The 25,930-nt window shown below is 63.2% G+C and carries 21 protein-coding genes; 11 read left to right on the top strand and 10 right to left on the bottom strand.

The genetic code is table 11. The features are described 5' to 3' along the window. The first annotated feature begins 355 nt into the window (after nucleotides 1-355). Nucleotides 356-946 carry a DUF7344 domain-containing protein gene (locus C491_RS07970; RefSeq protein ID WP_005555091.1) on the top strand — a complete coding sequence of 197 codons (591 nt, stop codon included), beginning with the start codon at nucleotides 356-358 and terminating at the stop codon, nucleotides 944-946. Between the two features lie 16 nt (nucleotides 947-962). Here the strand turns inward: C491_RS07970 and C491_RS23645 are convergent, their stop codons facing one another. After that, nucleotides 963-1,289: a DUF7344 domain-containing protein gene (locus tag C491_RS23645; RefSeq protein ID WP_241431298.1), complete on the bottom strand. Its 327-nt coding sequence runs from the start codon at nucleotides 1,287-1,289 to the stop codon at nucleotides 963-965. A 343-nt stretch (nucleotides 1,290-1,632) separates the two neighbouring features. Then, a complete protein-coding gene (locus C491_RS07960) occupies nucleotides 1,633-3,321 on the bottom strand; it encodes an asparagine synthetase B family protein (protein WP_005555089.1) in 1,689 nt (562 codons plus the stop codon). Between the two features lie 328 nt (nucleotides 3,322-3,649). Between C491_RS07960 and C491_RS07955 the strand changes: the two genes are divergently transcribed. After that, the gene (locus tag C491_RS07955; protein ID WP_049891602.1) at nucleotides 3,650-5,005 is read left to right on the top strand and encodes a polysaccharide deacetylase family protein; all 1,356 of its coding nucleotides are present in this window, start codon (nucleotides 3,650-3,652) and stop codon (nucleotides 5,003-5,005) included. A gap of 277 nt (nucleotides 5,006-5,282) precedes the next feature. Here C491_RS07955 and C491_RS07950 read toward each other — a convergent pair whose 3' ends face one another. Together C491_RS07950 and C491_RS07945 are read right to left on the bottom strand one after the other, a co-directional pair. Continuing rightward, a complete protein-coding gene (locus tag C491_RS07950) occupies nucleotides 5,283-6,257 on the bottom strand; it encodes a glycosyltransferase family 2 protein (RefSeq protein WP_005555087.1) in 975 nt (324 codons plus the stop codon). 130 nt (nucleotides 6,258-6,387) lie between these two features. Continuing rightward, the gene (locus C491_RS07945) at nucleotides 6,388-8,028 is read right to left on the bottom strand and encodes an oligosaccharide flippase family protein (RefSeq protein WP_049891600.1); all 1,641 of its coding nucleotides are present in this window, start codon (nucleotides 8,026-8,028) and stop codon (nucleotides 6,388-6,390) included. A gap of 270 nt (nucleotides 8,029-8,298) precedes the next feature. Between C491_RS07945 and C491_RS07940 the strand changes: the two genes are divergently transcribed. Then, on the top strand, nucleotides 8,299-9,393 hold the full coding sequence (locus tag C491_RS07940) for a polysaccharide deacetylase family protein (RefSeq protein WP_005555085.1): 1,095 nt from the start codon (nucleotides 8,299-8,301) through the stop codon (nucleotides 9,391-9,393). Nucleotides 9,394-9,516: 123 nt separating this feature from the next. Here the strand turns inward: C491_RS07940 and C491_RS07935 are convergent, their stop codons facing one another. Together C491_RS07935 and C491_RS07930 are read right to left on the bottom strand one after the other, a co-directional pair. Continuing rightward, the gene (locus C491_RS07935; protein ID WP_005555083.1) at nucleotides 9,517-11,199 is read right to left on the bottom strand and encodes an alkaline phosphatase family protein; all 1,683 of its coding nucleotides are present in this window, start codon (nucleotides 11,197-11,199) and stop codon (nucleotides 9,517-9,519) included. 163 nt (nucleotides 11,200-11,362) lie between these two features. Then, entirely contained in the window at nucleotides 11,363-13,384 is a 2,022-nt protein-coding gene (locus C491_RS07930; protein ID WP_005555080.1) for a MutS-related protein, read from the bottom strand. A 208-nt stretch (nucleotides 13,385-13,592) separates the two neighbouring features. On the opposite strand from C491_RS07930, the gene C491_RS07925 reads away from it, so the two are divergent. Both C491_RS07925 and C491_RS07920 read left to right on the top strand, forming a co-directional pair. Continuing rightward, nucleotides 13,593-13,835 carry a hypothetical protein gene (locus C491_RS07925; protein ID WP_005555078.1) on the top strand — a complete coding sequence of 81 codons (243 nt, stop codon included), beginning with the start codon at nucleotides 13,593-13,595 and terminating at the stop codon, nucleotides 13,833-13,835. Between the two features lie 360 nt (nucleotides 13,836-14,195). Next, the gene (locus C491_RS07920) at nucleotides 14,196-15,290 is read left to right on the top strand and encodes a glutamate-cysteine ligase family protein (protein ID WP_005555077.1); all 1,095 of its coding nucleotides are present in this window, start codon (nucleotides 14,196-14,198) and stop codon (nucleotides 15,288-15,290) included. Here the strand turns inward: C491_RS07920 and C491_RS07915 are convergent. Beyond that, a complete protein-coding gene (locus C491_RS07915; RefSeq protein WP_005555076.1) occupies nucleotides 15,287-16,132 on the bottom strand; it encodes a hypothetical protein in 846 nt (281 codons plus the stop codon). The two genes, C491_RS07920 and C491_RS07915, sit on opposite strands and share 4 nt — an antisense overlap. Nucleotides 16,133-16,246: 114 nt before the next feature. After that, nucleotides 16,247-16,816 carry a DUF6789 family protein gene (locus C491_RS07910; RefSeq protein ID WP_005555075.1) on the bottom strand — a complete coding sequence of 190 codons (570 nt, stop codon included), beginning with the start codon at nucleotides 16,814-16,816 and terminating at the stop codon, nucleotides 16,247-16,249. 134 nt (nucleotides 16,817-16,950) lie between these two features. Here C491_RS07910 and C491_RS23640 point away from each other — a divergent pair, with 134 nt between their 5' ends. From C491_RS23640 to C491_RS07885, 5 genes are all read left to right on the top strand, one after another. Beyond that, entirely contained in the window at nucleotides 16,951-17,331 is a 381-nt protein-coding gene (locus C491_RS23640) for a hypothetical protein (RefSeq protein WP_005555074.1), read from the top strand. Between the two features lie 33 nt (nucleotides 17,332-17,364). Beyond that, the gene (locus C491_RS23635) at nucleotides 17,365-17,715 is read left to right on the top strand and encodes a hypothetical protein (RefSeq protein ID WP_005555073.1); all 351 of its coding nucleotides are present in this window, start codon (nucleotides 17,365-17,367) and stop codon (nucleotides 17,713-17,715) included. A gap of 156 nt (nucleotides 17,716-17,871) precedes the next feature. Next, complete coding sequence (larE, locus tag C491_RS07895; RefSeq protein WP_083909293.1) at nucleotides 17,872-18,738, top strand: ATP-dependent sacrificial sulfur transferase LarE; 867 nt, start codon at nucleotides 17,872-17,874, stop codon at nucleotides 18,736-18,738. A 98-nt stretch (nucleotides 18,739-18,836) separates the two neighbouring features. Beyond that, on the top strand, nucleotides 18,837-20,081 hold the full coding sequence (locus C491_RS07890; RefSeq protein WP_005555071.1) for a glycosyltransferase: 1,245 nt from the start codon (nucleotides 18,837-18,839) through the stop codon (nucleotides 20,079-20,081). A 152-nt stretch (nucleotides 20,082-20,233) separates the two neighbouring features. Next, the gene (locus C491_RS07885) at nucleotides 20,234-20,593 is read left to right on the top strand and encodes a hypothetical protein (RefSeq protein WP_005555070.1); all 360 of its coding nucleotides are present in this window, start codon (nucleotides 20,234-20,236) and stop codon (nucleotides 20,591-20,593) included. A 38-nt stretch (nucleotides 20,594-20,631) separates the two neighbouring features. On the opposite strand, the gene C491_RS07880 is transcribed toward C491_RS07885, so the two are convergent. Continuing rightward, nucleotides 20,632-22,404 carry a nitrite/sulfite reductase gene (locus C491_RS07880; RefSeq protein WP_005555069.1) on the bottom strand — a complete coding sequence of 591 codons (1,773 nt, stop codon included), beginning with the start codon at nucleotides 22,402-22,404 and terminating at the stop codon, nucleotides 20,632-20,634. A 335-nt stretch (nucleotides 22,405-22,739) separates the two neighbouring features. Further along, nucleotides 22,740-23,852 carry a twin-arginine translocase subunit TatC gene (tatC, locus tag C491_RS07875; protein WP_005555068.1) on the bottom strand — a complete coding sequence of 371 codons (1,113 nt, stop codon included), beginning with the start codon at nucleotides 23,850-23,852 and terminating at the stop codon, nucleotides 22,740-22,742. 143 nt (nucleotides 23,853-23,995) lie between these two features. Here tatC and C491_RS07870 point away from each other — a divergent pair. Beyond that, on the top strand, nucleotides 23,996-25,930 hold a 1,935-nt coding region (locus C491_RS07870; protein ID WP_005555065.1), incomplete at its 3' end, for a twin-arginine translocase subunit TatC.

Raw genomic sequence — 25,930 nt, 5'->3', positions numbered from 1 at the left:
CGGAGACCGACCCGGTGTGAGCGTCCGAACCCAGCGTGACGAGAAACACGATCCGGCTTTATTTTCGTTGTTTTCACTACCCATCAAAATACAGTCCAGGTCGACACCGATCTTGCTTCGGAAGCCGCGACTCGATAGGACGGATGGAGGACGCCCGTCTGTAATAGTTCCGAACGCGATTCGTTATAGCCCAGTTATGAAGAAAGAAGCCTTCTCAACGGCTGTACACACACAGTACATGATATGAAACAGTCTGAACGGGTGGGTTAGTACGGATTTGGGTGAAGTAAAACCGTTCATCTATGGACGATTTTCATGCTTTAATACTGGTCCATGAGTCGGACTGATCAACGCGATGAGTTCGACAGAGACCGTTACAGAGGAACGAAACCGGGGTGAGGACCGCGAAGCAGATATCGTCTCCGACGACGAAGAACTTCCGGTCGACGAGATTTTCCATATTCTTCAGAACGAGCGCCGACGGATGGTTCTCGAGTATCTGCAAGAGACGGATGGCTCGGTACGGATGCGTGACGTAGCCGAGCAGGTCGCCGCCTGGGAGAACGAGACGACCGTACAGGAGCTAACCTCGGACCAGCGCCAGCGCGTATACATCCCACTGTATCAGTCACACCTTCCGAAACTGGACAAGGCTGGTATTATCGACTACCAGCAGAACCGAGGCGTCGTCGAGCGGCGCCCGCTCGCCCGGCAGCTCGATTACTACCTCAATGCGGATTCGAACACGAACTCGGCCGCCGCCACCGGAAAGGAGGGAGGAACGGACTGGGACGATTACTACATCGGTGCTGCCGGTGCGGGTGCGGTTTTGCTTCTGGGAGCGATCTTCGAACTGCCGCTGCTCTCGATCATCACGGGTATTGGTCTGAGCGCACTGATCCTGCTAATGTTCACGACGTTGACGATCGGTCAGTACGTCAGATAGGCCCCTCTCGTCGTCGTTACCGGTAGATGGTAGCGACGGTCCCGAGACAGGCAACCAGCAGGCCAACGATCGAAACGGCCGCCGTGATCTCGAAGACGATCGGTGAGACGAGCAGCGCTAACGAGACCGCAAACGCGAGCGCGATCGGATAGCGCCATCGGTCGGAGGAGTGGTCGTCGGTGAGCTCGACGGTTCCACGTTCGGGGCGGTACTCGACCACCCCTGAGGCGTCGAGTGCAGGCAAGTCGGTCTGTGAGAGGCGTTCGTGTACGTCGCCCCAGGCTTCGACGTCGTCGGTTCCACTGGCTTCATAGAGCTGATCCGCGATCTCGTCGATCGTCACGGGTCCGTTGCGTGATTCGAGCAGAGAAACGACGTTCCATTCGAGTTCGGCCGGCGCTCCGGTTGTCGACGTGTCGGTCTCGCGGTCGTTGGACACGATCGACGATTCGTTGTATTCGAACACTCTAACAGACGTCGACGCTTGAACGGTGGACTCGTCGCCACTCGAGTCCGAGGAAGAGTTCTTTCGAAACGGCGTCAGACGCATATTGCGAATCACACACGTCTGGTACTATAAATATGCTCTCGATAGCATGCGATAAATCTGTTGCGGCCGTTTGTTCACGTGTTCAAACCGGGCATAAACATTTTACAGAGTGCGAAAAGTCCTCTTACAAGCGGAACTATTGGGCGAAGGAGGAGTTCTGATCGATCCATCTCAGATGCTGATCCGCGCTCTCGTCCCAGCTCTCGACCCACCCCAGAAAGTCGTTGAGGCGAAGCTTGTGTCTGGCGGGGAGATCGTGGACGTGTTCGAACTCCGGCAGCAGTCGCTGATCGAAGTTGTACCTGGTAAAGAGCTGTTTCCGGTTCGGCCATGGCGATTCGAAGGAGTCAAAAAACGGTGCCTTGCGGCGAACGAACCGTTCCATCTCGTTGAACAGCGTAACATCGTGTGGTCGGTCCGGCGGTCGGTGTCGAAGCATCTCGGGATCGATCTGCTTGCATGCCTCGAGAAAGGTGTCCGTGGACCGTTCGGCTGGCGGCGCGCGGAGGTGCCAGTCGAGGAGTTCCGTGTCCGCAGCCAAAAACGACGCGAAGAAGTTGTCGGCAAGCTGGGTGTGGAACGGCATCGACGGCTGGTTAGCGATTCCACAGCAGCTGAGCGCGTTCTGGATCGAGTTGGAGCGATCGAGGACCGATTCGAACTCCGTTCGGACGGCCTGTCTGACGAACGATTCGGGATCGACGTCGAAGGCGGTCCGCTCGGAAAGCTCCTGACTCGTCGCCTGGCTGTAACCGAACCGTGAGAGGAGAACGTCGATCGGATCGGGGTCGGGATCGAGTCGTTCGAACGGAACCCGTTTGCCGAACATCTCGAGGTCGACGTGAGCAGTGAAGTGACCACGGAAGAAGGTATCGCACAGCAGGCCGTGATAGATCGTATCGACGTCGATTTCGTCGGTGTACCCTGCGTGGTGGATATGCAGTGATTCCTTGATTCCCTGTGAGTACTGTACCTTCGACCCGTCGGCATAGAGGTAGCGCTCGTCGGGTCCGAACGCAGTGTGGTCGGCACCGTACTGCGCTGCGAGGCGTTTGGCGCCGACGACCTCCTGGGCCGTGGAGTTACCAACCGTGTAGCAGTGTTCGAGATCCGGGAGCTGGGAGAGTAGCGTTCGGGAGTCGTATCCCGCAGAGAGGAGCAGCCCCTTTCGTCCGGGGAGGATCGATCGACGGTCGATCGCCCGTTCGAGTCGGCTCGCGAGCGCTCCGGCGTAGTCGAACTCCTTGGTATCGTAGATGAATCGCTCGAGGTCGGTAACCGACGATGCCCGCAACTGACTGTCGATCGGGAGCCGAGAGAGCTGTTCGACGCTCGTCTTCTCGCCGAGTGCAACGCCCAGATGAAGAAACTCGAGGATACCGTCCCGACAAAACGAGGGATCGGGAACGGTTTTTGCGACCGTTGCGGAGTCGGTGCCGAACACACGAACCCCGGGGGCATCCGTGTAGAAACACTCACGCGAGCGGATCGAATCGGTCGCGACGAACGTCTCGTCCGGTGTATCGAGGACCGCGAGATAGGAGCCATTGAGCTCGGCCAGCGCCTCGGTACCGTCGCGTTCGTAGGCATCGAGGAACCAGCGGGCAGCGTTCGTTTCTTGGCCGGGAACGTACACCTCGCCCCAGATAACACAGCAACCGTTTTCACCGTCGTAGCTCGCCGTCCAGCCGGGAGTTCCGAGCCCAAAATCCCTGATCCCGACAGTTATCGACGGGCCAACGAGTACTTCGTCGAACTCGTCCGTCGATCGAAACCGGGTGAACGCTTCTGTACCGCCAAATACGCCGAAGAGTTCCGTATTCATCTCGAGACCATCTCACTGCGTGACTGTGGCGTGGAGTCGCGACCGGCAACACCGTTTGTCAACCGGAAGGGCGACAACACGCACACGTCGAACTACACCACACTGGGAGCGAGCCACCATTAACTATAGTTCCACTAAGCGGGTCACAAAGTGAACTAGGTGTGTGCCACCAATAAACAGTCCTCCGCTAAAAGGCTATCGGGCTATCTGGTGGCTCTATCAGCAGTATTCTCCGGAGCTAACACTCATATAAGATTCTCAACTGAACGATTCCGGGGGCCTATTGGCTCCATAATAATACCATTGCTGTCGCTAGCCGGAGTCAGCAATGACCCAACGACGGAACACTCGACGACGGTTCCTCGCAGCATCCAGTGCAACGGCCTTCGCGGCGGCCATGGCTGGCTGTACGGATTTCCTCTCCGACGAGGATGACGACGACGGTAACGGCGACGACGACGGTAACGGCGACGACGACGGTAACGGCGACGACGACGGTAACGGCGAAAACGGCGACGAGGTCGAATCGCCCGAGCTCCAGGTCGAAACCGAGTACAACAGCCGCGAAGAGTTCAGACAGCCCGGCGACCAGCTCAACGACTTCGAGACCGACGACGACTGGACGATCCTCGAGGGCGAAGCGGAGATGGACGACGAGTACGCCTTCGACGGCGACCAGAGTATTCGCCTCATGGCCGAGGACGAGGACAACGCCGTCGTCGCGACGGAGCTGGACGAGGCGACCGACATGGACGACCTCGATCTCTCGGTGGCCGTTCAGACGACCACGCCTCACAACATCGCCCTCGAGATCCAGGTTCGGGACATCTACGGCGGGCACGCGAGCTACATGCTCCAGTCGATCTCCTACGGCGACGAGACCCCCGGCTGGTTCCGGATGTGTCCCGGCTTCGCCGACGAAAGCACGACGCCGGTCGAGCAGGACGCGATCGACGAGATCAGACTCGTCGTCCACAACACCGGCGACGAAGCCGAAGTGTGGTTCGACGACCTGCGCACCCACGAGAAACCAGACGAGGGATACGTCATCCTCTGCTGGGACGACGGATTCGAGGACTTCTACGAACCGGCCGGTGATCTCCACGACGAGTACGACGTCAACGCCGTTCAGGCGGTCGTCCGTCAGTGGACCAGAGACCAGCGCGACGAGGTCATGACGATCGAGCAGGTCCTCGAGCGCCAGGAGGCCGGCGACCAGATCGTCGCTCACGGAACCCATACCGAATGGACTGACCTCGACGACGCGGAACTCGACGACACAATAAATACGGACAAGAACTGGGCCGTCAACAACGAACTCGAGGGCGGCCACTACCTCGTCTTCCCGCATAACGACTTCGACGATCGGGTGCTCGAGATCGCCTCGAACTACTACTACGCAGGCGGGTTCAACCAGTCCGGCAGCCCGAACCTCATGGGCGTCCACGGCTTCGATCCGCTGGTGATGCCCCGGACGATCGGCCACGATCTCGATATCGCGATGGACTGTATCGATACTGCGGTCGAGCACAATCAGTGTACGGTCCTGAACTTCCACGCCTTCGATCTAGACAACACGATGGATGTGGACGACTACGAGGAACTCCTCGAGTACATCGACGAGTCCGACGTCGAGGTCATCGACTTCGACGACCTCTGGAAGATGCGCCGCGAAGGCCACTGATCGGCGACGACGGCGACCGCTTTTTCTCTCTTCGCTCTATGTTTTTTCCAACGCCGAGAGCACTTTCTCGCGTACGATTCGGTCGGCGTCGGTTGATATATCGCGGATGGCCGGACTGCCAGTAGCCACAGCCGGTACATCCTCGCACCTGAATCTGGTCTGATTTCGGAAGCGGCCGAATCGGTGAACTGATCACCGTCTCGAGCAGGCCACCAGCGACACAGAAATCGAGGGACCGCTCCGTCGGGCCCTCGAGACGATAGGAGTGTTTTGTCCGTTAGGAACGAAGTCCGATCCACCCGCCGATCAGCGCGACGACGAGGACGAAACCGGTAGCGAGAAACGGGAACGGGCGCCGTCGGGCCCCGGAGACGGCCGACCAGAGGACACCCGGCAGGTGACGGAGTTCGGGCCCGGCACGGAGGAGGTGCCAGCAGCCACGAGCGGGACGTCCCTCACTGAAGTAGCTCTTTGCAAGCACGAGGTCGTGGCTCGAGCGGATCTCGTACCCCTCGTCTTCGAACCGATCGACCTCGTCGGCGTACAGCGACAGATACTGTTCGTCGGCTCGTCTGATGGTGTCCGCGGGCGGCGTCCCCGTCTCCTCGCGGACGACGAGCGGTTCGTCGACGTAGGCGAGCTTCCCGACCTCGAGAATCCGCAGGACGAACTCGGGGTCCTGGAACCGGTCGAGCGTCTCGTCGAATCCGCCGACGTCTCTCGCGACGTCGGTTCGGACGATCAGCGTCGAGCCGGCGCCCGTGTGAACGTTGTCGGCGAGTATCTCGCCGATGAGTTCCTCCCCTCCCTCCATCTGCGGCTGACCGTCCGCGCGAGAGAGAACGCTGGCGGCCAGACCGCGAAACCTATCGGAGGTGCTGGTGAGTTCGAACGCGAAGCCGCAGTAGGCTGCGACCCACTCCTCGGAACGCTCATCGAGAACGTCGAGCTGAGACTCGAGTTTCTCCGGGCGCCACTCGTCGTCGGAGTCGAGGAAGGCGACGTACTTCCCCCGGGCGCGTTCGATGCCCGTGTTCCGCGCGACGTTCGCCCCCTGATTCGTCTCATGGTAGATCGGCCGCACCCGATCGTCATCGTAGGATTCGAGAACCGCTGCGGTGTCGTCGGTCGATCCGTCGTCGACCACGAGGACCTCAAGGTCCTCATGCGTCTGTTCGAGGACGCTGTCGATCGCTCTCGAAACCGTCTCCTCCCGGTTGTACGTCGGAATAATGACGCTAACCAGTGCCATTTCGTTCGACACGGGCCCACCGGCGCTTTATTATCGACGGACTAACCGCGTTTCGAGCAGGACGAGAGGGGGCGACCACCGTTCCGATCCGGTTTCCGACAGGATCGGCTTCCGCTGGGACGGACGATTCCTACCCAAAGATCGGAACCCCTGTATCCGGTCCGAACGTCGCGAGGAGAACCCCCGACAACAGAAGCGTCACGCCGGCCAGAAACAGCATGCTCTGGAACCAGCCCACAACGGTCAGGTCGCCGTTGACGCCCTCGAGGCGCTCGCGGATGAGTTCGGCCTGGGAACCTGCCGGTGACGGAAGCTCGGCGAGAACCCCGAACGGCTCTGCGGGTTCTATCGCTCCGGTGAGGACGGCGAAGACGAGATGGACGAGAAGTCCAAACGGAGGGACGAGAAGCAGCGCAAGCCACGGGTTTGTGACTACCGTCGCAAGGGCGAACGTCGGCACCGCAGCGAAGGCGGTCGTCGCCGCTACTCGGACGAGTCGTGCATCGGCGAGCGGATCGAAGCCGATCTGCTGTGCCGAAAGCCAGTGAAAGACGAACATCGATCCGTAGCCGATAGTGGTCGCGAACGCCGCACCGTGCATTCCGTACCGTGGAATCAGCAGGTAGTTGAGTGCGACGTTGATCCCCGCGGCGCCAGCGGTCGCAAGAACCGGATAGCGAAGCGTACCCTCCCCTCGCGAAATCGCGAGGACGGGTCGTGCAAGAGCGAATCCGAGCGCACCGGGCAGCAGTAACAGCGCCGGACCGATCGCTGGCGTGGCGTCGGGACCGAAGTAAATCGGGACTGCGACGTCGGCCAGCGCGGCGATTACGACCGCTACGGCCGCAGTCAGCAAGAGTGTGTAGCGGGTCGTCTTCGACGCGAGAGCAGTAATCTCGTCGAGCCGGTTTCGAGACCACAGGTCGGACGTCGGAACGACGTACGCAGTCTGGAGAGCGATCGGGACGAACCAGAGGAACTCGGCCAGGAACAGCGCCGCTCGGTAGTTGCCGACCGCCGAACTCTCGCGGAACTGTTGAAGCATCACGATATCGATGTGGTAGAGCGAGGCGAGCAAGAAGAGAAGCGCGACGCTCGTCGAGGCGGACGTGAGCATTTTTTTGCGTGGAAACTCCCGTGGCGGTATTCGAAACACGCTCGAGAGCGACACGCGGCCGTGAATCAGGGCCAGACCGACGATACCGCAGACGATGCTCGAGAGCGCGTAACCCGCCAGAGCCCCCGAAACACCGAAACCGAGATAGACGAGTGGAACCGCGGCCACGACGAACACGACGTTGTTGAGGACGCTGAGGGCGTCGGAGTGTCGCTCGAGACCGAGTCCCAGAAGCGTCTTTCGAGAGTACGACTGGAACTGGACGGAGATCACCAACAGCGCCAGACCGTAGAAGTAGGTCGTGTACTCCTCGCCGAACAGCGTCGCAACGAATCCGTTTCGAGAGCCCAGAAACAGGACGAAGGCGCCAGTAAGCGCGGACAACACCGCGAGTCGGAGATAGAACCCGATCACGTACGGCTCCCGGTCGGATGTCGGCCGGTCCTCCGCCAGGAACGTTCGGACGCCGTCTGTGATCCAGGAACTGACGAAGATCATGTAGATCGCAAACACCGATAGCAGAAACGCGTAGTCGCCGAACCCGGACGGACCGAGCAGTCGGAACAGAACCGGTATCGTGACAAATCCCACGAGAAGAGCAACGACGTTAGCAGTACCGACGGAGAGATCATCGCCAGGGAGGGTTCGGTTCACAGGTTCCCCCGAGAGCGACGCCGTCGGACGGCTCTCACAGCTAGTAGTAGTCCGGTGGCACCCACAGTGTTCGAAGCTCTGTGTCGGGATGGCCTTATTATAACCGCATTAAGATCAGGTCAGTTACCGTACGAGAACGACTGGTAGCGGGCTCGAGTAGCATCAGCGGTCCTCACGCTGTCGGAGCGTCTCGAGCGATTTTTGCCGAGCGACCAGAGACTACAGTTAATCGAGAGATAAATAGGTGGGTAGAACTATCAACTATCATCGATGAACGAGAAGGCAACACGCCGAGTACTCCTCGGCACCATCGGTGCCGGCACGCTTGGAGCGACTGCGGGCTGTCTCGATAGTCTAGCCGGAGACGGGGACGAGGACCCGAACGATGACGACGAGAACGGTTCGAACGGAGACGACGCAGCCCAGTCCGACGAGAGCGACGAGACGGATGAGCAGGAGGAAGAAACGGAGGACGTTCCGGATATCGACGGCGGAGCCGTGGTGTTTACCTACGACGACGGGCCGATGGAGGACTACGAGCAGGCGTTTCCCGTCCACCAGGAGTTCGACGCACCTGCGAGTACGGGTATCGTCACCGAGTGGGTCGGCCGCGAGGACTTCAACGACAACGACTGGATGGACGTCGAGCACCTCGAGGAGCTCGCCGAGGCCGGCTGGGAGATCAACTCCCACACGACCGCACACACCGCCCTCGGCGAGTTCGAACTCGTCGAAGACGTCGAGCCGGACGACACGCGTGTCTACCCGGAGGAACGAAACCACGGCTTCCACCTGGAGTACGATATCGAGATCACCGACGGGGAGAACTCGGTCGTTCGGACCGTCGTCGCCTCCGATAGCGACGAGATCGGCGGCTACCTCGAGTTCGACGAGCCCATCGGTGAATCGTTCGCTGCCGGCGAGACCGTCGAGCGCTACCCCGAGGAACTCATGCACGAGTTTCTCGGTGATTCGAAGGCACAACTCGAGGAGTGGGGGTTCGAAGTCGATACGCTGCTGGCCCCGTACGACGTCTGCGACGAGTGGACGATCGAGTTCGCAAGCGAGTACTACGACGGCATCGCGAACGTCAACCCGGGATCGATGCTCAACGACCGCGAGGAGTTCGATCCGTTCGACACCCACCGGGACTACTTCATCGAGTTCACCGATCCCCTCGACATCCAGGAACAGCTCGACGAAGTCGCCGCACAGGATGCCATCGGTATCGTGGGCGCCCACACGTTCAAAGACGAGGTCGACGAGGACGGGATCCGCGAGATGCTCGAGTGGGTTGAGGAACGTGACTTGACGGTCGTCACGCTTACGGATGCGATCACGGCCGCAACGTCCGATTCGGTGTAGGCGCTCGAGCCACGGTCGATCGGCCAAAATTCGAGCCGGAAGCGGCTCTCTCGAGCCGACGCGGTCACTCGGAAACCACGCACTGTAGCCGCCTTGCTCGAATTCGGTAGACCCGAGCGTCGGTTAGTTCATGTAGCCGAGATCAGCCAGTCGGTCCGTCACTTCCTCGTCGACCTCGGACTGGTTCGGTTCTCCCTTGCCGTCGTAGGCGGGGTACGACGTCGCCTCGGTCGGTTCGACGACCGGAATCACGCTCCCGTCCATTCGGTCGCTGTAGGGAAGGCCGAACGAGGCCATGATCGTCGGGGCGACGTCGAACAGATGAGCACGCTCGAACGTTTCGTCCTCGTCGACGCCCGCGCCCGCAGCCGCGAACACCCCGTCGAGTTTGTGGTTCCAGGGCTCGGCCGGACCGAAGTAGTCCTCGCCGAGCTGTTCGGAGATGGCGTGATCGAAGTCGGCGGGAACGGTGACGATGTCGACCGCATCCTCGGCGTACTCGCCGTGGAAGTACCGCTCGCGCGGCGCGACGGTCTCGAAGATCGGGTCGCCGTCCGGCGTCTCGACGTCCTCGAGTTCGCGGATGAGCTCCTCGCGGACCCGCTCGTAGTCGTCCGGCGAGACGACGCCCTCGGGGTCGCGCCCCTCGAGGTTGATCCGGACGCCGAGTTCGGTACGGGCCCGAACGTAGGCCTGCGAGTTCTCGAAGTCGACCTGTTCGTTCGCGGTCCGTGCGACCCCACCCGGGGCGAACTCCTTGACAGTCTCGGCCAGGCCGACGCGCTCCAGGACGACACCGACGTCGCGAGCCGTGATCCCGAACCGCTCGGCGGCGACCGCCGCGGCGCGCTCGGTGAAGCTCGGCTCCCAGGTTTCGGACTCCTCGCCCTCCCGGAGCTTGCGGCGCATCGGCGTCCAGGACGGCATCCCCTTCCCGCTCGTCGTCGTCTCGACATAGCCGCGGTCCTGGAGGAACTCGTTAACGCGGAACTCGTAGCCGTCGTACTCGCCCATCCCGTGATCGCTGGCGACGAACACGTGATCGGGGTCGAACCGTTCCAGGATCGCGGCGATCTCTTCGTCGGTCGTCTCGTAGACCGATCGGACCTTCTCCTCGTCGCCGAAGAACTCGTGGAAGACCGTGTCCGTCTTCTGGAACTGGACGAACCCGAAGTCGGGGTCGTACTCCTCGGCGAGGTACCGAAACGCCGCGCCGCGCATCCGGATCAGGTTTCGGTACTCCGTCATTTTCTCGGAGTCAGGGAGCGTATCGTCATCCCGGGAGTACGACGGGTACACGCGGTAGTCGCCGATCGCGTCGCGAACCTCCTCGAGGAGGCCGTCGGGATGACAGTCCGGATCCTCCGGACCGATGAATCCGGGGAGCAAGGCACCGTCGAACTCCTCTGGCGGGTGGGTGATCGGTGCGTTGACGACGACGCTCGAGTAGCCGTGGCGGTCGAGCAGCGACCAGACGGTGTGTTCGTTGACGTCGTCGGTGCTGGTGACGTGCCAGTCGTAACCGTCGTAGCCGACGAAACCGAACGCGCCGTGTTTGCCCGGGTTCACGCCCGTGTACATCGAGGGCCAGGCGCTCGGCGTCCACGGCGGAATCTGGGACTCGAGCGGTGCGCTCGTCCCCTCCGTGCAGAGCCGGTGGATCGTCGGGATCTCCGTGTCCGCGTCGAGATCGTCGAAGACCGAAAGACTTCCCGCGTCGATCCCGATCAGTAGCGTGTTCATGCCGGTGGATTCGTCGTCCGATTCAGTTTCGTCGTGCTGAGAGGTCCGCGCGCTCCGTTCCATGTTGTAATGTCGAGGTGTTCGTTCATCGCAGACCGATATCGATCCGAACCAGCCGTTTCGCTTCGAAGGGTGGATCCGGACCACCTTATTATCTCCCGGTTAACAGCGTCTCGTGGCCCGAAAGTACTCTTTTTCTCAATTTTCATATTCGAGGACTAATACGTTAATCGAACTTTTCCAGAAGGTCCGCGTAGAACGATCCCGATCGAGCTGACGCCCCGCCGTCCGACTGTGGACGGGTCTCCGTCGATTCCTCGGCGAGTTTCTCTACGATCAACTCCGGCGTCGAACGAGCCAGTCGATTCTTCACCGGCGAGCGGTTCACCTCGAGTTCCCCGTCGACCAGTCCGACCGCCTCGATGCCGTCGACGGTCACGTCGAAGCCGGCCATCTCCCGAATCTCGTCCGCAAGGTGGGAGACGAACACCGCGGTCGCGCCGTTTCCGGAGAGGGCCTCGAGAATGCCGGCGATGATCTTCGCGCTGGCGCCGGGCTCGGTGATGCTCTCGAGTTCGTCGACGAGCACGAGCGAGCCCTCGCCGCTCTGGGCCAGCTCCGCGAACTCTCGGACCGTCGACTCGAACGCGCCGGCGTCGAGCGTCCCCTGGGTCTTGGCGTGGTAGTGGAGGTCGTCGAACCGCTGGACGCGTGCGTGCTCCGCCGGAACCGGCAGCCCCATGTGTGCGAGCACGACGACGCTCGCCACGAGATCCAGCGTCGACGTCTTCCCACCGCTGTTGACGCCCGAGAGCAGAGCGACGCCGGAGACCTCGTAGTCGACGGGATCGATCGCCTCGGTCGACTCGTCGAGCAACGGAGAGCGCCCTCCATCGATGGCGAACCCGACCTCCTCGTCGACGACCGCCGGCATCGTACACTCGAACTCGCGGGCAAAGCGGGCGATTGCGAGTTCGACGTCGAGCTCGAGGGCGTCGCGAACGAGTCGGCGCGCCCCCTCGCGTCGGTCGGCGAGATCTGCCGCTAACTCCCGTTTGAGGCGGTTCGCACGCCGCTCTTTGGCCGTCGTCAGCTCGGTTCGAAGCCGACCGAGCGCGTCCTCGTCGCGTTCGACCGGAAACGTCGGCTCGTCGGTGAAGAGCCGCCGAGCCAGCTCTTCCTCTCCGGACTCGAGGGCGAGCGCGTCGATCACGTGGTCGCGAGCGGCCTCGACGGCCGCGGCGTGTTCGTCCGCCAGCTCCCGGGACAGCAGCGAGTCGACACCCGCGCCGCGTTCGACCAGCGAGAGCAGGTCCGACCCCTCGATGGTGACGTCCTGTTCGCGGATCGCCTCCCGAAGGTGGTCGTTGGCGACGTTCTCAGCCGTTCCCGTTGCGGCGTCGACGTCGTCGGCGGCCGCAGTCAGTCTGTCGAGTTCCGCGTCGCCCGCGACCGTCCCGTCCTCGTCGAGCCGGGAGAGCCCATCCTCGAGCGCGTCGAGATCGCACTCCGATCCGAGACCGACGGTACGGTCGACGTCGATGGCAGCCCGGAGTCGGTTTCGGTTGCGCGCGAAGAACGCCAGCGACCGCTCGGGAACGATCTCGGCGGGGTTCTCGAGCGCGTTCGGCTCGACGCGGACGTCGCCCTCGACGGCGATGCCGGCGAAGGATTCGTCGATCGCGATCACCGTCGCGTAGCCGCGGGCGAGTTCGGCCAGTCCCTGTGCATCCTCGACGATCTCGACCGGCAGCTCCGGGATCGCCTCCTTGGCCTCGGTATAGCGTTCCGCGTCGGTCGTCGCCAGACAGCGCTCGCGCACCCGGACGTCGCCGGACTCGCGAAGCGGTTCGACGCCCTCGAGCGCCTCGAGCACCTCGGGGTCGGGGTTGCGCTCGATCGCCTCGCTCGCGAAGGCCTGGACCTCCGCGATCCGCGAGCGCCGCGAACTCGGATACAGCGTCTCGAGGCGCTGGGCGGCGTAGTCGGTCACGGTCCGCTCCTTGAGCAGTCCGAGCACGCTCCGATAGACCTCGCGCGCCCGATCGGTCGCGAGGAACGCACCTGGATCGTCGTGCTCGTGGCGGATCGCCCCGCGCGCGATGCGGGCGGCCCGGCCCTGCGAGATACCGGGTGCAGCCGCGATCGCCGCGACGTCGCCCGTTCGCAGCGCTCGCTCGGGATCGTCGAGGGCCGACAGCGACCGGGCAGTCTTTTCGCCGACGCCCGGGATCGACTCGAGGTCCATCGTTCTCGAGCGGCGTATCAGAGCGGAGTGAGAAAAAGCCTCGCGTCCGAGAAGCGTCCGAGATGATAACAGTGGGCACGGCTATCGTGCCGCGGGGCGGAGACGCGAGTGATCCGGCACGGTACGGTCTACGGCGACCTGAGCGCGATAGCTCGAAGCTTGCGCGTTCCGGGTCGCTCGTTATTCTCCTCACTCCGCAAGTAGAGCTATGGTACTGAAGAAGCTCTTCGGCTCGACCGCGACGCGGTCGCTCGCCGTCGTCTCGATACTCAAAAGCGCCAAGCGGGCGGTCGACCGCGGAAACTACGTTCGGGCGGGGCTAATGCTCGGCGTCGCCGTCCTCGCCTGGAAGTGGGTCCTTATCGGGATGGTCGCACAGGGCGTCGTCGGGCTGCTCCGAAAGGACGACTCCTCGGACTCCCCCGACACCTCGACGTCGAAGGCCGCGTAGTCGGAACGACTCGCCGAAGTCGACCGCAATATACCAGCAGCGCGTGCGGGAACGACGAAACTGCAGGTGCCGTGAGTTCGCTGACGCCGTCGCTTCCCCCACACGAGGCGCCCCACGGATCGTTCAGCTCCGAACGGACAGCGTCGTCAGGGCAGCTACGTCACGGCCCACGAACGCCGCAGCCGTAGCCGGCACTTCCACGAGGATCGGCAAGCCCCTCCGTATGGTTGTCGGGTATACGGCAGGCTGGTGCAGGCACGACTGCTTCTGCGAGACACGCCCTCATTCCATTGAAGAAGGGTCTGTATCGAGGACGTTCTAACCGCACGAAGCGAGCAGCCACCTCCCTCTCAACTGAGAATGAACACGAGTCTCGAAGTCGAGTATTGGGTGATCGACGACGACGGCGAACTCACCCCGCCGGAATCGCTCGCGGACGTCTCCGAGTACACCGAACGAGAGTTCGTCGAACCGCTGTTCGAGCTGAAGACTCCTCCCTGCGGGTCAATAGCGGAGCTTCGGACGACGTTTGTCGAACAGCTCGAGGCGGTGCTCGCGGAGGCCGACCGAATCGACAAGGGTCTCGTTCCGCTGGGGACCCCCATCAACTGCGACGGGATCGAGCGCCGGCCCGGCGAGCGCGGGCGGATCCAGCGGGAGGTCCTCGGATCGAACTTCGAGTACGCGAGCTACTGTGCCGGAACGCACCTCCACTTCGAGAAGCGAAACGTAACCGACCAGCTCAACGCGCTCATCGCGCTCGACCCCGCCCTCGCGCTCGTCAGTTCCTCGCCGTACTATCAGGGCGAACGCGTCGCGAACAGCGCGCGAGCCCACTGTTATCGAAAGGAGGCGTACGCCGAGTTTCCGCGACACGGCCAGCTCTGGAACTACGTCGAGAGCGTCGGCGAGTGGTCGCGCCGACTCGAGCGGTGTTTCGAGGAGTTCGAGGAGGAAGCGCTCGCAGCTGGCGTCGACGGGGACGCGATTGCCGAAAACTTCTCCGCGGACGACGTCGTCTGGACGCCAGTTCGACTGCGCGACGAGATGCCGACCGTCGAGTGGCGCTCGCCCGACGCGGCGCTTCCGAGTCAACTGCTGCGACTCGCCGACGAGCTGTACGCGGTGATGGAGACGATCCACGAGACGAACGTCGAGATCGGCGACGGCAGTCGTGACGACGCAACCGGCTACGTCACCGGCGAGGGGGTTCAACTCCCCGATTACGACACCGTCTTCGATCTCGCCGGCGCGGCGATCGGAAAGGGCCTCGAGTCGACCCCCGTGGTGAACTACCTCGATCGGATGGGCTTTTCCGTCACCGACTACCATCCGATCGCGACCCAGATCGGCGGCCGGCAGTACGTGACGAAAAGCGACGCCCGCGAGCTGCGCCTCGAGTACGCGAGCCGGCTCGAGTCCGACGTCGAACAGTTGGCTGCGACGATCGATTAGAGGACCCCGGCGATAAACGCCAGTCCCATACCGATCAGCACGACGGCGGTGATTGTCGGCAGGTACGGGGTGAGCCGCTCGATCCGCTCGCGGTAGTGTTCGTAGCCCGCGATCAACAGTAGCGTCGGGACGATGATGGCGACGATGACGGCCAGCGAGTAGACGAGCATAAGCTCGAGGCAGGCGTCGGTGCCGACGCAGATCGCCAGGATCTGGATCGGCTCCTCGTGAGCGAAGCCGAGCAAGAGTGCGGTCGTTCCGAGCGCGACCAGCCCCCGTTCGGCGTGTTCCTCGCTCAGGTGCTGGTGGCCGCCACCGCCGGGAAGCGCGGCGCGGATCCGCTCGAGAAGACTGCGATCGGTTTCGTGATCGTGGGCGTCGTGGTGAGCGTGGTCTCCCGGCCCGATAGCGTCGACGCCGCCGTTGGTGTGATGGCCGTGATCCGCGTCGTGGCCGTGTGTGATATCGTGATCTTCGCCGCGTTCGTCGTCGTGCTCGTGACTATGGCCCTCGCCGTGCTCGTGATCGTCGTGTTCGTGTACGCCATGTCCGCCGTGGCGATACTCGTGGATACCCAGCAGGATCAGCAGGGTTCCGGCAACGTACCGGAGCCACGGTCCCTCGGCGAACTCGGCGAACGCGCTGAACCAGAAGTACGCGAGCACGAGCGCGACGCTGCTGATCAGGTGGCCGATGCCGAGGATCGACGCCGCCACCAGTCCGGCGAGCCAGCGTCGGTTACGATTCAGCGCGTACGTCGCCGCGATCGGCCAGCCGTGGTCCGGCAACACGCCGTGGACGAAGCCGATCAGAACGACGCCGGCGACGAGGCCCAGTTCCATACCGCCGCTGGGCCGTCGACGGGCATACTGGTTGTTATGTTTCGGACCCGATAGTCGTAATACGGCTGCTAATCCTTGTTAAACTAGATATTCGGAGTAACAACGCAGAGGGAATCAGTTCCCGTCGTCGTACTCGTACTCCTCTTCGGGATCCTCGACGCCCTCCGTCCGCGAACCGACCCAGGCGCCAAGCGAGATTCCGTAGACGAGGTGAGCGGCGTGGAACAGCGCGAGCTCGTCGGACTCGAGACGGATGTCGAGCAGCTCCTTGAGCATGATCTGGGAGCCGAAGGCCGACAGCCCCATACCGAACACCGAGCCCCAGACGAGGCCGCGCTGTTCGGGTTCGATCGAGCGGTCGGCGTCGAACAGGGCGAACAGTGCGCCGAAGATCACTCCGCCCTGGATTCCGTACACGAGGTGGAGGATCAGCCCGATAACCGGGTGGTCCTCGGGATCGTTGCCGCTGACGTACGTCGACCAGAAGTTCGCCGACGGCGGCAGGGAACGCAGGATCGGGAGTCGGAACGCGGTCATAATCAGCGTCGCGACGATTCCCGCCTGGATCCCACGGACCGCCGCGCGCGCGGCGTGTTCGGCTCGTGACTGCTCGGCCGTCGCTCCGGTAACGTCGGAGGAACCCTTTCTCGACCGCAGTCGTCGAAGTCGTTCGGAGACGGTCATAGTGCTCTCCTGGTACCTACCGCGAACACGAACTTAACCGTCCGGCGTGCAGTGGACGGCTAGCCCGACGAACGACCACGGGGCGACGAGAACTCGAGAGAATACTTGTTGCAGTAAGGTGTCACGTTCGAGGTGTGAACGCAGTCGACTGGCCGTCGGTCACGGCCGGCGCCTACGCTGGAGTGCTTGGCTTCCTCGTGAGCACCGCGATCGGTATCGGCGGAATCAGGTCGATTCTCGTCTTCGGTCTCGCGTGGGTGACGGTCGCCGTTGCACTCGACAGCCGTTCCGACGTGTGGGTCGCAGCGGGCCGTCGACGGCTGCTCGCGGTGCCGGTGGTCGGTCCGCTGGTACCGACCGTCGCCACGACGATCCTCGAGGACGGCGGAATCGCCGACGTCGCACTGGCGATACGACTCTCGCTGCTCGGGCTGGTGGCGCTCGGACTCGTCGTCTGGATCCTCGGTACCCGGGTCTACGCCGAGGGTGCCGCGGGCGACTCGAGGACCTGCTAGGTTGCGACCCGCGACCGGCGGAGGCGGCGACGAATGCACGCCGCCACGCTCCTGTTCGGCGTCGGGTCGATCGGCGCGTTCGTTGGCACGCTGTACGGACTCCCCTCAAGTCTTCTGACCGCTGGAGTCGTGGCGGTCGTCATCCTGCAAATAAGCGTGCGACGGTCCCGGGTGTACGAGGCCTGCGAGCAGGGACTCCGGTACCAGGAGTCGGGAACCATCACTACTCGGTTCCTCCCCTGGGACCGTTTCGACGGGCTCCACGAGACCGAGGACGCGGTCGTTCTCGAGCGTCGACGATGGTTCGACGAACGGATGGCCGGCGACGAGGTCCCCGCGGGCGCTCGCGACTGCCCTCGGAGTCACGGGCGAGGAGCAACGTGACTAACTCGCTCCGCGACCACTGATACGGTTTACTGTAAGTCAGTACCGGCGTAACCGCGACACGTGCGGCGGTTGCGCCGGTACATCGTTACAGCAATCCGTATGAGCCGTCGGAACGACAACGCGTTTTTGCCCGTTCGGTTCGAACGAGGGGCCATGACAACGCTCGAGGCGAAACTCGAGGCCGCACGCGCCGACCTCGCCGAGCGCGACGGCGTACTGATCGCGTTCTCCGGGGGAGTCGACTCGAGCGTCGTGGCCGCGCTCGCTCACGACGCCCTCGGCGAGGACGCGGTCGCCTGCACCGCCAGAAGCGAGACGTTGCCGGAGGCCGAACTCGAGGACGCAAAGCGGGTCGCAAGCGAGATCGGCATCTGCCACGAACTCGTCGAGTTCTCCGAACTCGAGAGCGACGCCTTCGTCGAGAACGACGACGACCGGTGTTACCACTGCCGGACGATGCGGCTGGGGGAGATGATAGAGACCGCCCGCGAGTTCGAAATCGAAACCGTCTGTGACGGGACCAACGCCGACGATCCGGGTGCTGGTCACCGACCCGGCCTGCAGGCCGTCGAAGAGCTCGAGGTCCACTCGCCGCTTCTGGCCCACGAGATCGACAAGGAAGAGGTCCGAGAGATCGCCGACCGCTACGGTCTCTCGGTCGCCGACAAACCGTCGATGGCCTGTCTCTCCTCGCGCATCCCGACGGGGCTCGAGGTGACCGAGGAACGACTCGGCCGCGTCGAACGCGCCGAAGCGCTGCTTCGTCAGTGGGGATTCGACCAGTTCCGCGTGCGTGACCACGACGGGCTCGCCCGGATCGAGGTCGCGCCGGACGAACTCGAGCGCGCGCTCGAACTCGAGTTCGTCGAGACCGTCCGCGAGGAGCTCTCGGAGATCGGGTTCGACCACGTCACCCTCGATCTGCACGGCTACCGAACCGGAAGCGTCAGTCCCGCCACGGAGGCTGACGTCGACGACGGAAACGTCGAGGACGACGTGTTCGCATCGGAGTCGTCGTAACGCCTCGAAGCCACAACTGATCGAGCCTCTCGAGTGGATCCGTCCGAAAACGTGAGAAACAGTGATCCGACAGGGCGTGTGAACTATCCGCACGACGAATGCTTTCCGTAGAAACGACGGATCGACGGCTGTCGGCCTACGAGGACGTCCTCGGTCCCGACCGACGGGACAATATCCGCGATCGGGCAGACCGACTCGACGGTAAACGAATCGCTCACATCAACACGACCGCCGACGGCGGCGGCGTCGCCGAGATCCTGCACGCGCTGGTGCCTCTCTCGAGGGACGTCGGCGTCGACGTCGACTGGTACGTCATGGATGCCCCCGACGAGTTCTACGACGTCACCAAGACCATCCACAACGGGCTGCAGGGCGACCACACTACGCTCACCGACGAGATGCGCGACACCTATCGGCGCGTCACCCGCGAGAACGCGAGGGCGCTCGAGAAGCGGTACGACGCGATCGTCCTCCACGATCCGCAGTCCCTCGGGATGGCTCCGACTCTCGCCGAGCGGTATCCCGACACGAGCTTGCTCTGGCGCTGTCACATCGACCTGACGACGGCGGCCGACGCCTACCTCGAGTTCGTCCGTTCCTGGCTCGAGCCGATCGATCGAACCATCGTCAGCCACCCGACGTACGCCGAGGCTGTCCCCGACGAGGAAACCGCGATCGTCCACCCCGCGATCGACCCCTTCACCGAGAAGAATCGGCCGCTCGAGGAGCTTCCGGACGGTCTCGAGGGAAGCGATCCGAGCGAGTACCCCTTCGATGTCGACCGACCGCTGCTGGTACAGGTGTCTCGGTTCGACCCCTGGAAGGACCCGCTCGGGGTGGTCGAGGCCTACCGGAACGTCCGCGAGACAGTACCCGACGCTCAGCTCGTGCTGGCCGGCGGGATGCCCGACGACGATCCCGAGGGAATCGAGGTCTACCGCGAGGTCGAAGCCGAAACCGAGACCGACGAGGACGTCCACCTCCTGACGAACCTGCCGGACGTCGGAATCAACCTCATCCAGCGAAGCGCCGACGTCGGCGTCCAGAAATCCCTTCGGGAGGGGTTTGCGCTGACCGTCTCTGAGACGCTGTGGAAGGAGACGCCGGTCGTCGGTTCGAACGTCGGCGGCATCCCGCTCCAGGTCGAGGACGACGAGAACGGCTACCTCGTCGACCCCGAGGACACCGAGGCGACGACGGATCGCCTCGTTCGGCTCCTCGAGGACGACGGACTACGGGATCGGTTAGGAGAACGGGGTCGGGAAACCGTCCGCGAACAGTTCCTCCTCCCGCGGTTGCTCGAGGATTATCTCACCCTACTCGCGAGCGAGGTCGATCGCTGATCGTCCACTGAGTTCGATGTCTCTTAGCCATCCGTCCAGTGTATAATCGGCTTTGGGTGTGAAACTCGAAAGATGAGGTAGTTCTATTCAAGCGTACGGAAATTTTGCACAAGTCGATACGGACGTAGCCTTTCGGTGGGTAGCAACTGCCGATGGACGACGAGGACGTGCCGTCTCCGTGGAGGATCGAAACCGAGCGAAACTATAACACGACCGACAGCGACCGGGAACTGCGGTACCTGACCTACCGCCACGAGTCCGACGACCTGCGGGTGAAGGTCGCCCCTGCCTCCCTCGAGGGCGACTCCCACCCCGGCTACGCGCTCACGACGACGAGTTACCCGGGACTGGAGCTCTCCGAAACGAAACCGGTCAGAACCGTGCTCACCTTCGATCGCTGTAACCGGATCGCGCTGGAGTTCATGCAGCTGTTTTCCGCGCGCTACGACGGACCGGGGACCCTCGAGGAAGCGCTCGAGTACGCACGCCGGCGAACGGCCGATCACCGGTAGCCGACGTCTCGCGGAAGGGCACTGAAAGACGGTGTCGATCAGTCGTCAGAGGGGACCATCGAACTCTTCGCGGTCGCCTCCGCCAGCGACTCGGAGTCAGCGAACGGATACCAGGACTGCTTGGCGTCGGCCATGTACGGTGCCTCGAAGTCGGTTTCCTCGGGCTCGCAGCACTCGATCAGCGTCTCGGTTCCGGTCGCCTCGACCCACTCGCGGAACGTCTGCCCCGCCTCGCGGTGGGCAGCGAACGCCTCGAGCAGGTTCTTGATCGCGCCGGGGGCCTCGTCGGCGGGAACCCGTTGCTGAACCCACTCGATGAACGACGGCTCCTCGCCGACGCCGCCGCCGACGCCGATGTCGAACGCCTCGACCATCTCGTCGTTCTTGCGGGCGCGCATCCCCTGGAGTCCGATGTCGGCGGTCATGGCCTGTCCGCAGTCGGCGGTACAGCCCGAGTAGTGCATCTTGATCGTCCCGACGTCGTCGGGCAGGTCGACGTTTCGGTTGAGCCAGCGCAGCATCCGAGCCATCCGGGCTTTCGTCTCCGTCAGCGCGATCGAGCAGAACTCGGTGCCGGTACAGGCCATCGCGCCGCGCTCGAAGGGACTCGGCTCGGGGCGGTACTCGGAGAGCAGCGGCTCGTCGAGCAGTTCCTCGAGGACGTCCTCCCGAACGTCGACGATCACGGGATTCTGTCGGCGCGTGAGTCGCAGCTCTCCGGAGCCGTACTCGTCGGCGAGATCGGCGAGCTCGAGGGCGTCCTCGGCGGGCATGCGGCCGACCGGGACCGTCAGGCCGACGTAGTGTATGCCCTCGCCCTGCTGCTCGTGGACGCCGACGTGATCGCGCTTCCCCGCGTCGGCGGGTTTGCCGGCGTTGTAGGTGTACTCCTCGCGGAAGCTCTCGCCCGCGGTCTCGAGTTCGACGTCGACGTACTGAGTCTGTAGTGTCTCGCGGATCCGTTCCTCGCCCCAGCCCTCGACGAAAAACCGCATGCGGTTCTTCGAACGGTTCTGACGGTTGCCGTGCTCGTGGTAGAGCTCGACGAGACCGCGACCGACCTCGTAAGCGTTCTCGGGGCGGACGAAGACGTCGAGCGGGCTCGCAGCACGGGGCTGGCGACCGCCGAGGCCGCCGCCGACGCGGACGTTGAATCCCTTGACAGTCTCCCCTTCGATTTCCTTACGCGCCGGCTCGAAGCCGATATCGTTGAGCGAGTCCTGTGCACAGCCCGATTTCGAGCCCGTCACGCTGATGTTGAACTTCCGGGGCATGTTCGCGAGGGCGTCGTCCCCGCGGAGTTCCTCCTGGAACCGCTCGAGTAGCGGGCCCGAGTCGACGTACTCCTCGACCTTGCCGTGGAGCGCCGACCCGGAGATGTTACGCATCGTATCCCCACCTGCGGATCTGGAGGAGACACCGACCGATTCGAGTGTCTCCCAGATCTCGGGGACGTCCTCGAGTTTCAGCCAGTGGAGCTGGACCGACTGCCGAGTCGTGAGATCGATCCAGCCGTTACCGAACTCGGGGTTCTCGACGGGACCCGCGGCGTAGTCGCGGGCGACCTCGCCGATCGCCCGTAGCTGGCCGGGCTCGAGAACGCCACTGGCGTTGGTCAGCCGCATCATGAAGTACGATTCCTGGCCGTCGCGCTGGTGGAACAGCCCCCAGAACTTGAACCGGGTGAACCACTCCTCGCGTTCGTCCTCCGGAATCGCCTCGTAGCCGCCGCTTTCGGCGAACTCGAGGATGTGTTCGCGAACCTCGTCACCGTAGCAGTCCGCCTTCTGGTCCTCTTTCTTATGCGCCACCGCCGACCACCCCGATACGACGATCGTACTCTAATTCGTGTCCTTTTCCTCCGGATGGAGACGCATTCATGTTTCATCCGCATGTTCCTAACTCGTATAACTGTAACCGTTAACGGACGTTCTATTCCACACCACATTCGGCGGCGAACGTCGGATCTCCAATCGACTACAATCTGTATAAGGAGATATATGCGGACGGAGTTCGCACTCGAGCGACGATTCTCAACGGCAACTAGCGGAATCGGACGGACTCGAGGCGGCCGGAGAGCAGGTGAGAGCCGGGAACGGTCGCGCCAGGGGCTCGAGGGTTTCGGCGAGGATTTAGCCGGGAAGGGCTATCTGCCCGTCCATTTCAGGAGTAACAGGGTTCCCTCGAACAGCAGGATCATCGTGATCGCGACGAGAATGGGGGCCATCATCGTCGGGTCCACGGTAAACAGGAAGGCCAGTCCCGCGAAACCGGCCCAGAAGTACAGCCGCTTGTCCGCGAGCCACTCCCGGGTCGTCACGCCCATCATGATCGCGAGCATCATGAACAGCGGAATCTGAAAGACGATGGCGAGAAAGCCCGTCAGCGTGATGATCAGATTGAACGTGTCCCCGAGCGCGTAGGCGATTCCCGCGCTCCCCTCGGCGTAGAACGTGAAGTACTGGAAGAGGATCGGCAACACCAGCAGGTACGAAAAGATCATCCCCAACCCCGCGAGGACGACGCTGGTCGGGACGGCCGCGAGGTAGTACTTGCGCTCGTTGGGGTACAGCCCCGGCTTCATGAACAGGTAACACTGGTAGACGAACATCGGCAGCGCGACCATGATCCCCAGCAGCGCCGAGAGCTTGATCCGGGTCAACCACAGTTCGAGCGGGTGGTAGATATGCGGCGGCGGGACCTGCTCGAACTGGGAGGGGAAGACGTTGTTCCAGACGTGATCGATCGCCTGGGATGCCCACAGCAGTCCGATCGCCGTCCCGGCCGAACCGATGAGCAAGACGACCGCCAGCCGGAGCACCATCTCCTCGATGTGGTCGGCCAGCGGCATCTCCTCGTCGTCCGGCGGGGTCGAGATCCCGCCGACGTCCTCGTCGGGGTCGGGGTAGGTCGTATCCGACTCCTCCGGCCGGTCGCCGACGACCCCCTCGCCGTCGGTCTCGAGTTCGGGCTCGTCGTCGTCGGCGGTCTCGAGTGCGCCATCGGCGTCGGCCTCGTCATCAGTGTCGGCCGCCACATCGTCGCTATCGGCTGTGTCGTCGTCGACATCGGCCGTCATCTCGTCAGCGTCGGCCGTACCGTCGTCTACTTCGGCTGTGTCATCGTCGTCGTCGCCAGGCTCTATCTCGTCGTCGGCGTCGAGCGCAGGATCCGCGTCGCTCGAGGCACCGTCCTCGGGCTCGTCCCGCGGCTCTTCGGGGGGTTCGACGTCCCCATCGGTCGCCGACTCGTCCGACATCTATCGAGATATAGATAGCCCGCCAGTTATAGGCCTTTTCTTACGGTCACCCGAAACCGCAGACAGGCGGCCGTCGTTTCTCGAGACGCCCGTTTCGTACACGAAAGGTTGATAACCGGATGTCAGCTACAACTCATCAGTAAATGAGTTCTGCCGTCGACGAGGACACGGCCCGCGCTATCAACACTGGTCGGGAGACGATCGGCGCGATGCTCTCGAGCCTCCAGACGCACCTCCAGAAGGTGTTTATCGTCTTCGTCGCCGGCTTCCTCGGATCCTTCTATGCCCTGCGGATCTGGATCTGGGACTTCCTCGAGCAGACGGCGACTTCGGAGATGAATCAGGTGGTCGCCGACGCGACCGAGATCATTACTCGAACCCCCTTCGAGGTCATCCTGTTGCAGGCAAAGATCGGAATGCTGGTCGGGATTATCGTCGCGATCCCCGCCCTCCTGTACTTCTCCCGTCAGAAACTCCGCGAGCGCGGCTTCCGCTCGAAGGTTCCGATCTCGCGGCTTCACATGGCCAGCTTCGCGATGGCGTCGTTCGTGCTGTTCTGGGTCGGCGTCTTCTACGCCTACGCGATCTTCTTCCCGTTCGCGTTCGACTTCCTCGGTGCGGTCGCGTTCGACGCCGGCGTCAACCCCAGTTGGGGGATCACCGAGTTCACCGAGTTTATCGCGCTGCTGACGCTTTCGTTCGGCCTCGCGGCCCAGATGCCGCTGTTCATGGGTGTGCTCTCCTACACGGAGATCGTCCCCTACGAGATGTTCCGGGACAAGTGGCGCCACGCGGCGGTCGCCATCACGGTCTTCGGGGCGATGTTCTCCCCGCCGGACCCGTTCACGCTGATCATGTGGGCGATGCCGCTGTTTGCGCTGTACGTCTTCAGTCTCGGACTGGCAAAGGTCGTCACCAACATCCGCCGTCGGGGTGCAGCCGAACTCGATACCGGAACCGGACTGATGAAGCGGCGGCTCCTCCAGTTCCTCGGCGTTATCGCCCTCGTGGCCATCGCTGCGGTAGTGTTCATCGTGCAGGGTGGGTTCGCGTTCGTCAATCAGGAAGTGTATCCGAACCTGCCGGCGTGGCTCCAGCCCGAGGGCGGAACGGTCGGGTTCTGGGAACTGTACGTCGACTACGGCGTACTCGGTCTGCTGGCGATCGCCGCGATCGCCGCTACCACCGTGGGCGGGCTCATCCTGCTCGGCTACACGGTGAAGGTCCTGCAGTCGCCCGTCTATCCACGGGAAGACGATATCCGGACCGCCGAAACCGCCGAAGACGTCGATTTCGAGACGCTCGCGGCCGAGGACATCGAGGACGTCCCCGCACCGGTCTTCCTCGAGATGGAGGAGGACGAGGCCCTCGACCAGTCCCGGCAGGCGATGTACGACGACAACCGGGAGAAGGCCCAGGCGATCCTCGACCGGTACGACGGGCTGCAGAAACAACAGCAACAACAGCAGCGGTCCGACGACGGTCCGGGCGCCGACTCGAACGTCGGTGCGGGTGCCGGGAGCGCTGCCGGCGGCAGCGCCGCCACAGCGGACGAGGAAGAGGAGGGCGGGCTGTTCTCGAGTACCGCCGCTGGAATGCTCGACGCCTTCACCGAGGAGGAGACGACCGAGGACGACGTCGGCGGCTACGCCTACGACCTCGCCTTTATCTTCAACAGCCTCACCTCGAAGATGTTCTACATCGTCGGCGTGTTCATGATCGTGCTCGGCGGGACGTTCGTCGCGCTCTACCAGGGTGGGTTCGGCGTCGTCCTCACCCAGTTCGTCGACCGCGTACCGGACGCGGCCCTCGCCCAGGTCACGGACATGAGCGAAGAAGAAATCGCCGCCGCGGACTCGACGGCGGAGATCACAGAGATCCTAAACGAGGCGGGGCTGGTCATCGCACTCCACCCTGTCGAGGTATTGATCTTCATGGTGAAGGTCAGTACGATCCTCGCGATCATCGCCGTCGCTCCGCTGATTCTGTACTGGAGCTGGCCGGCCGCCAGGGAGCGCGGCCTCGTCCGCGGCGACCCACGAGTGATGCTCCTCTGGGGTGGCGCGATGATCGGCGGG

This window comes from Natronococcus amylolyticus DSM 10524, from assembly GCF_000337675.1.
In the GTDB taxonomy this organism is placed as follows: Archaea; Halobacteriota; Halobacteria; order Halobacteriales; family Natrialbaceae; genus Natronococcus; species Natronococcus amylolyticus.
The sequence above is the reverse complement of the archived record's forward strand: the minus strand, read 5'-3'. Positions and strand labels throughout refer to the sequence as shown.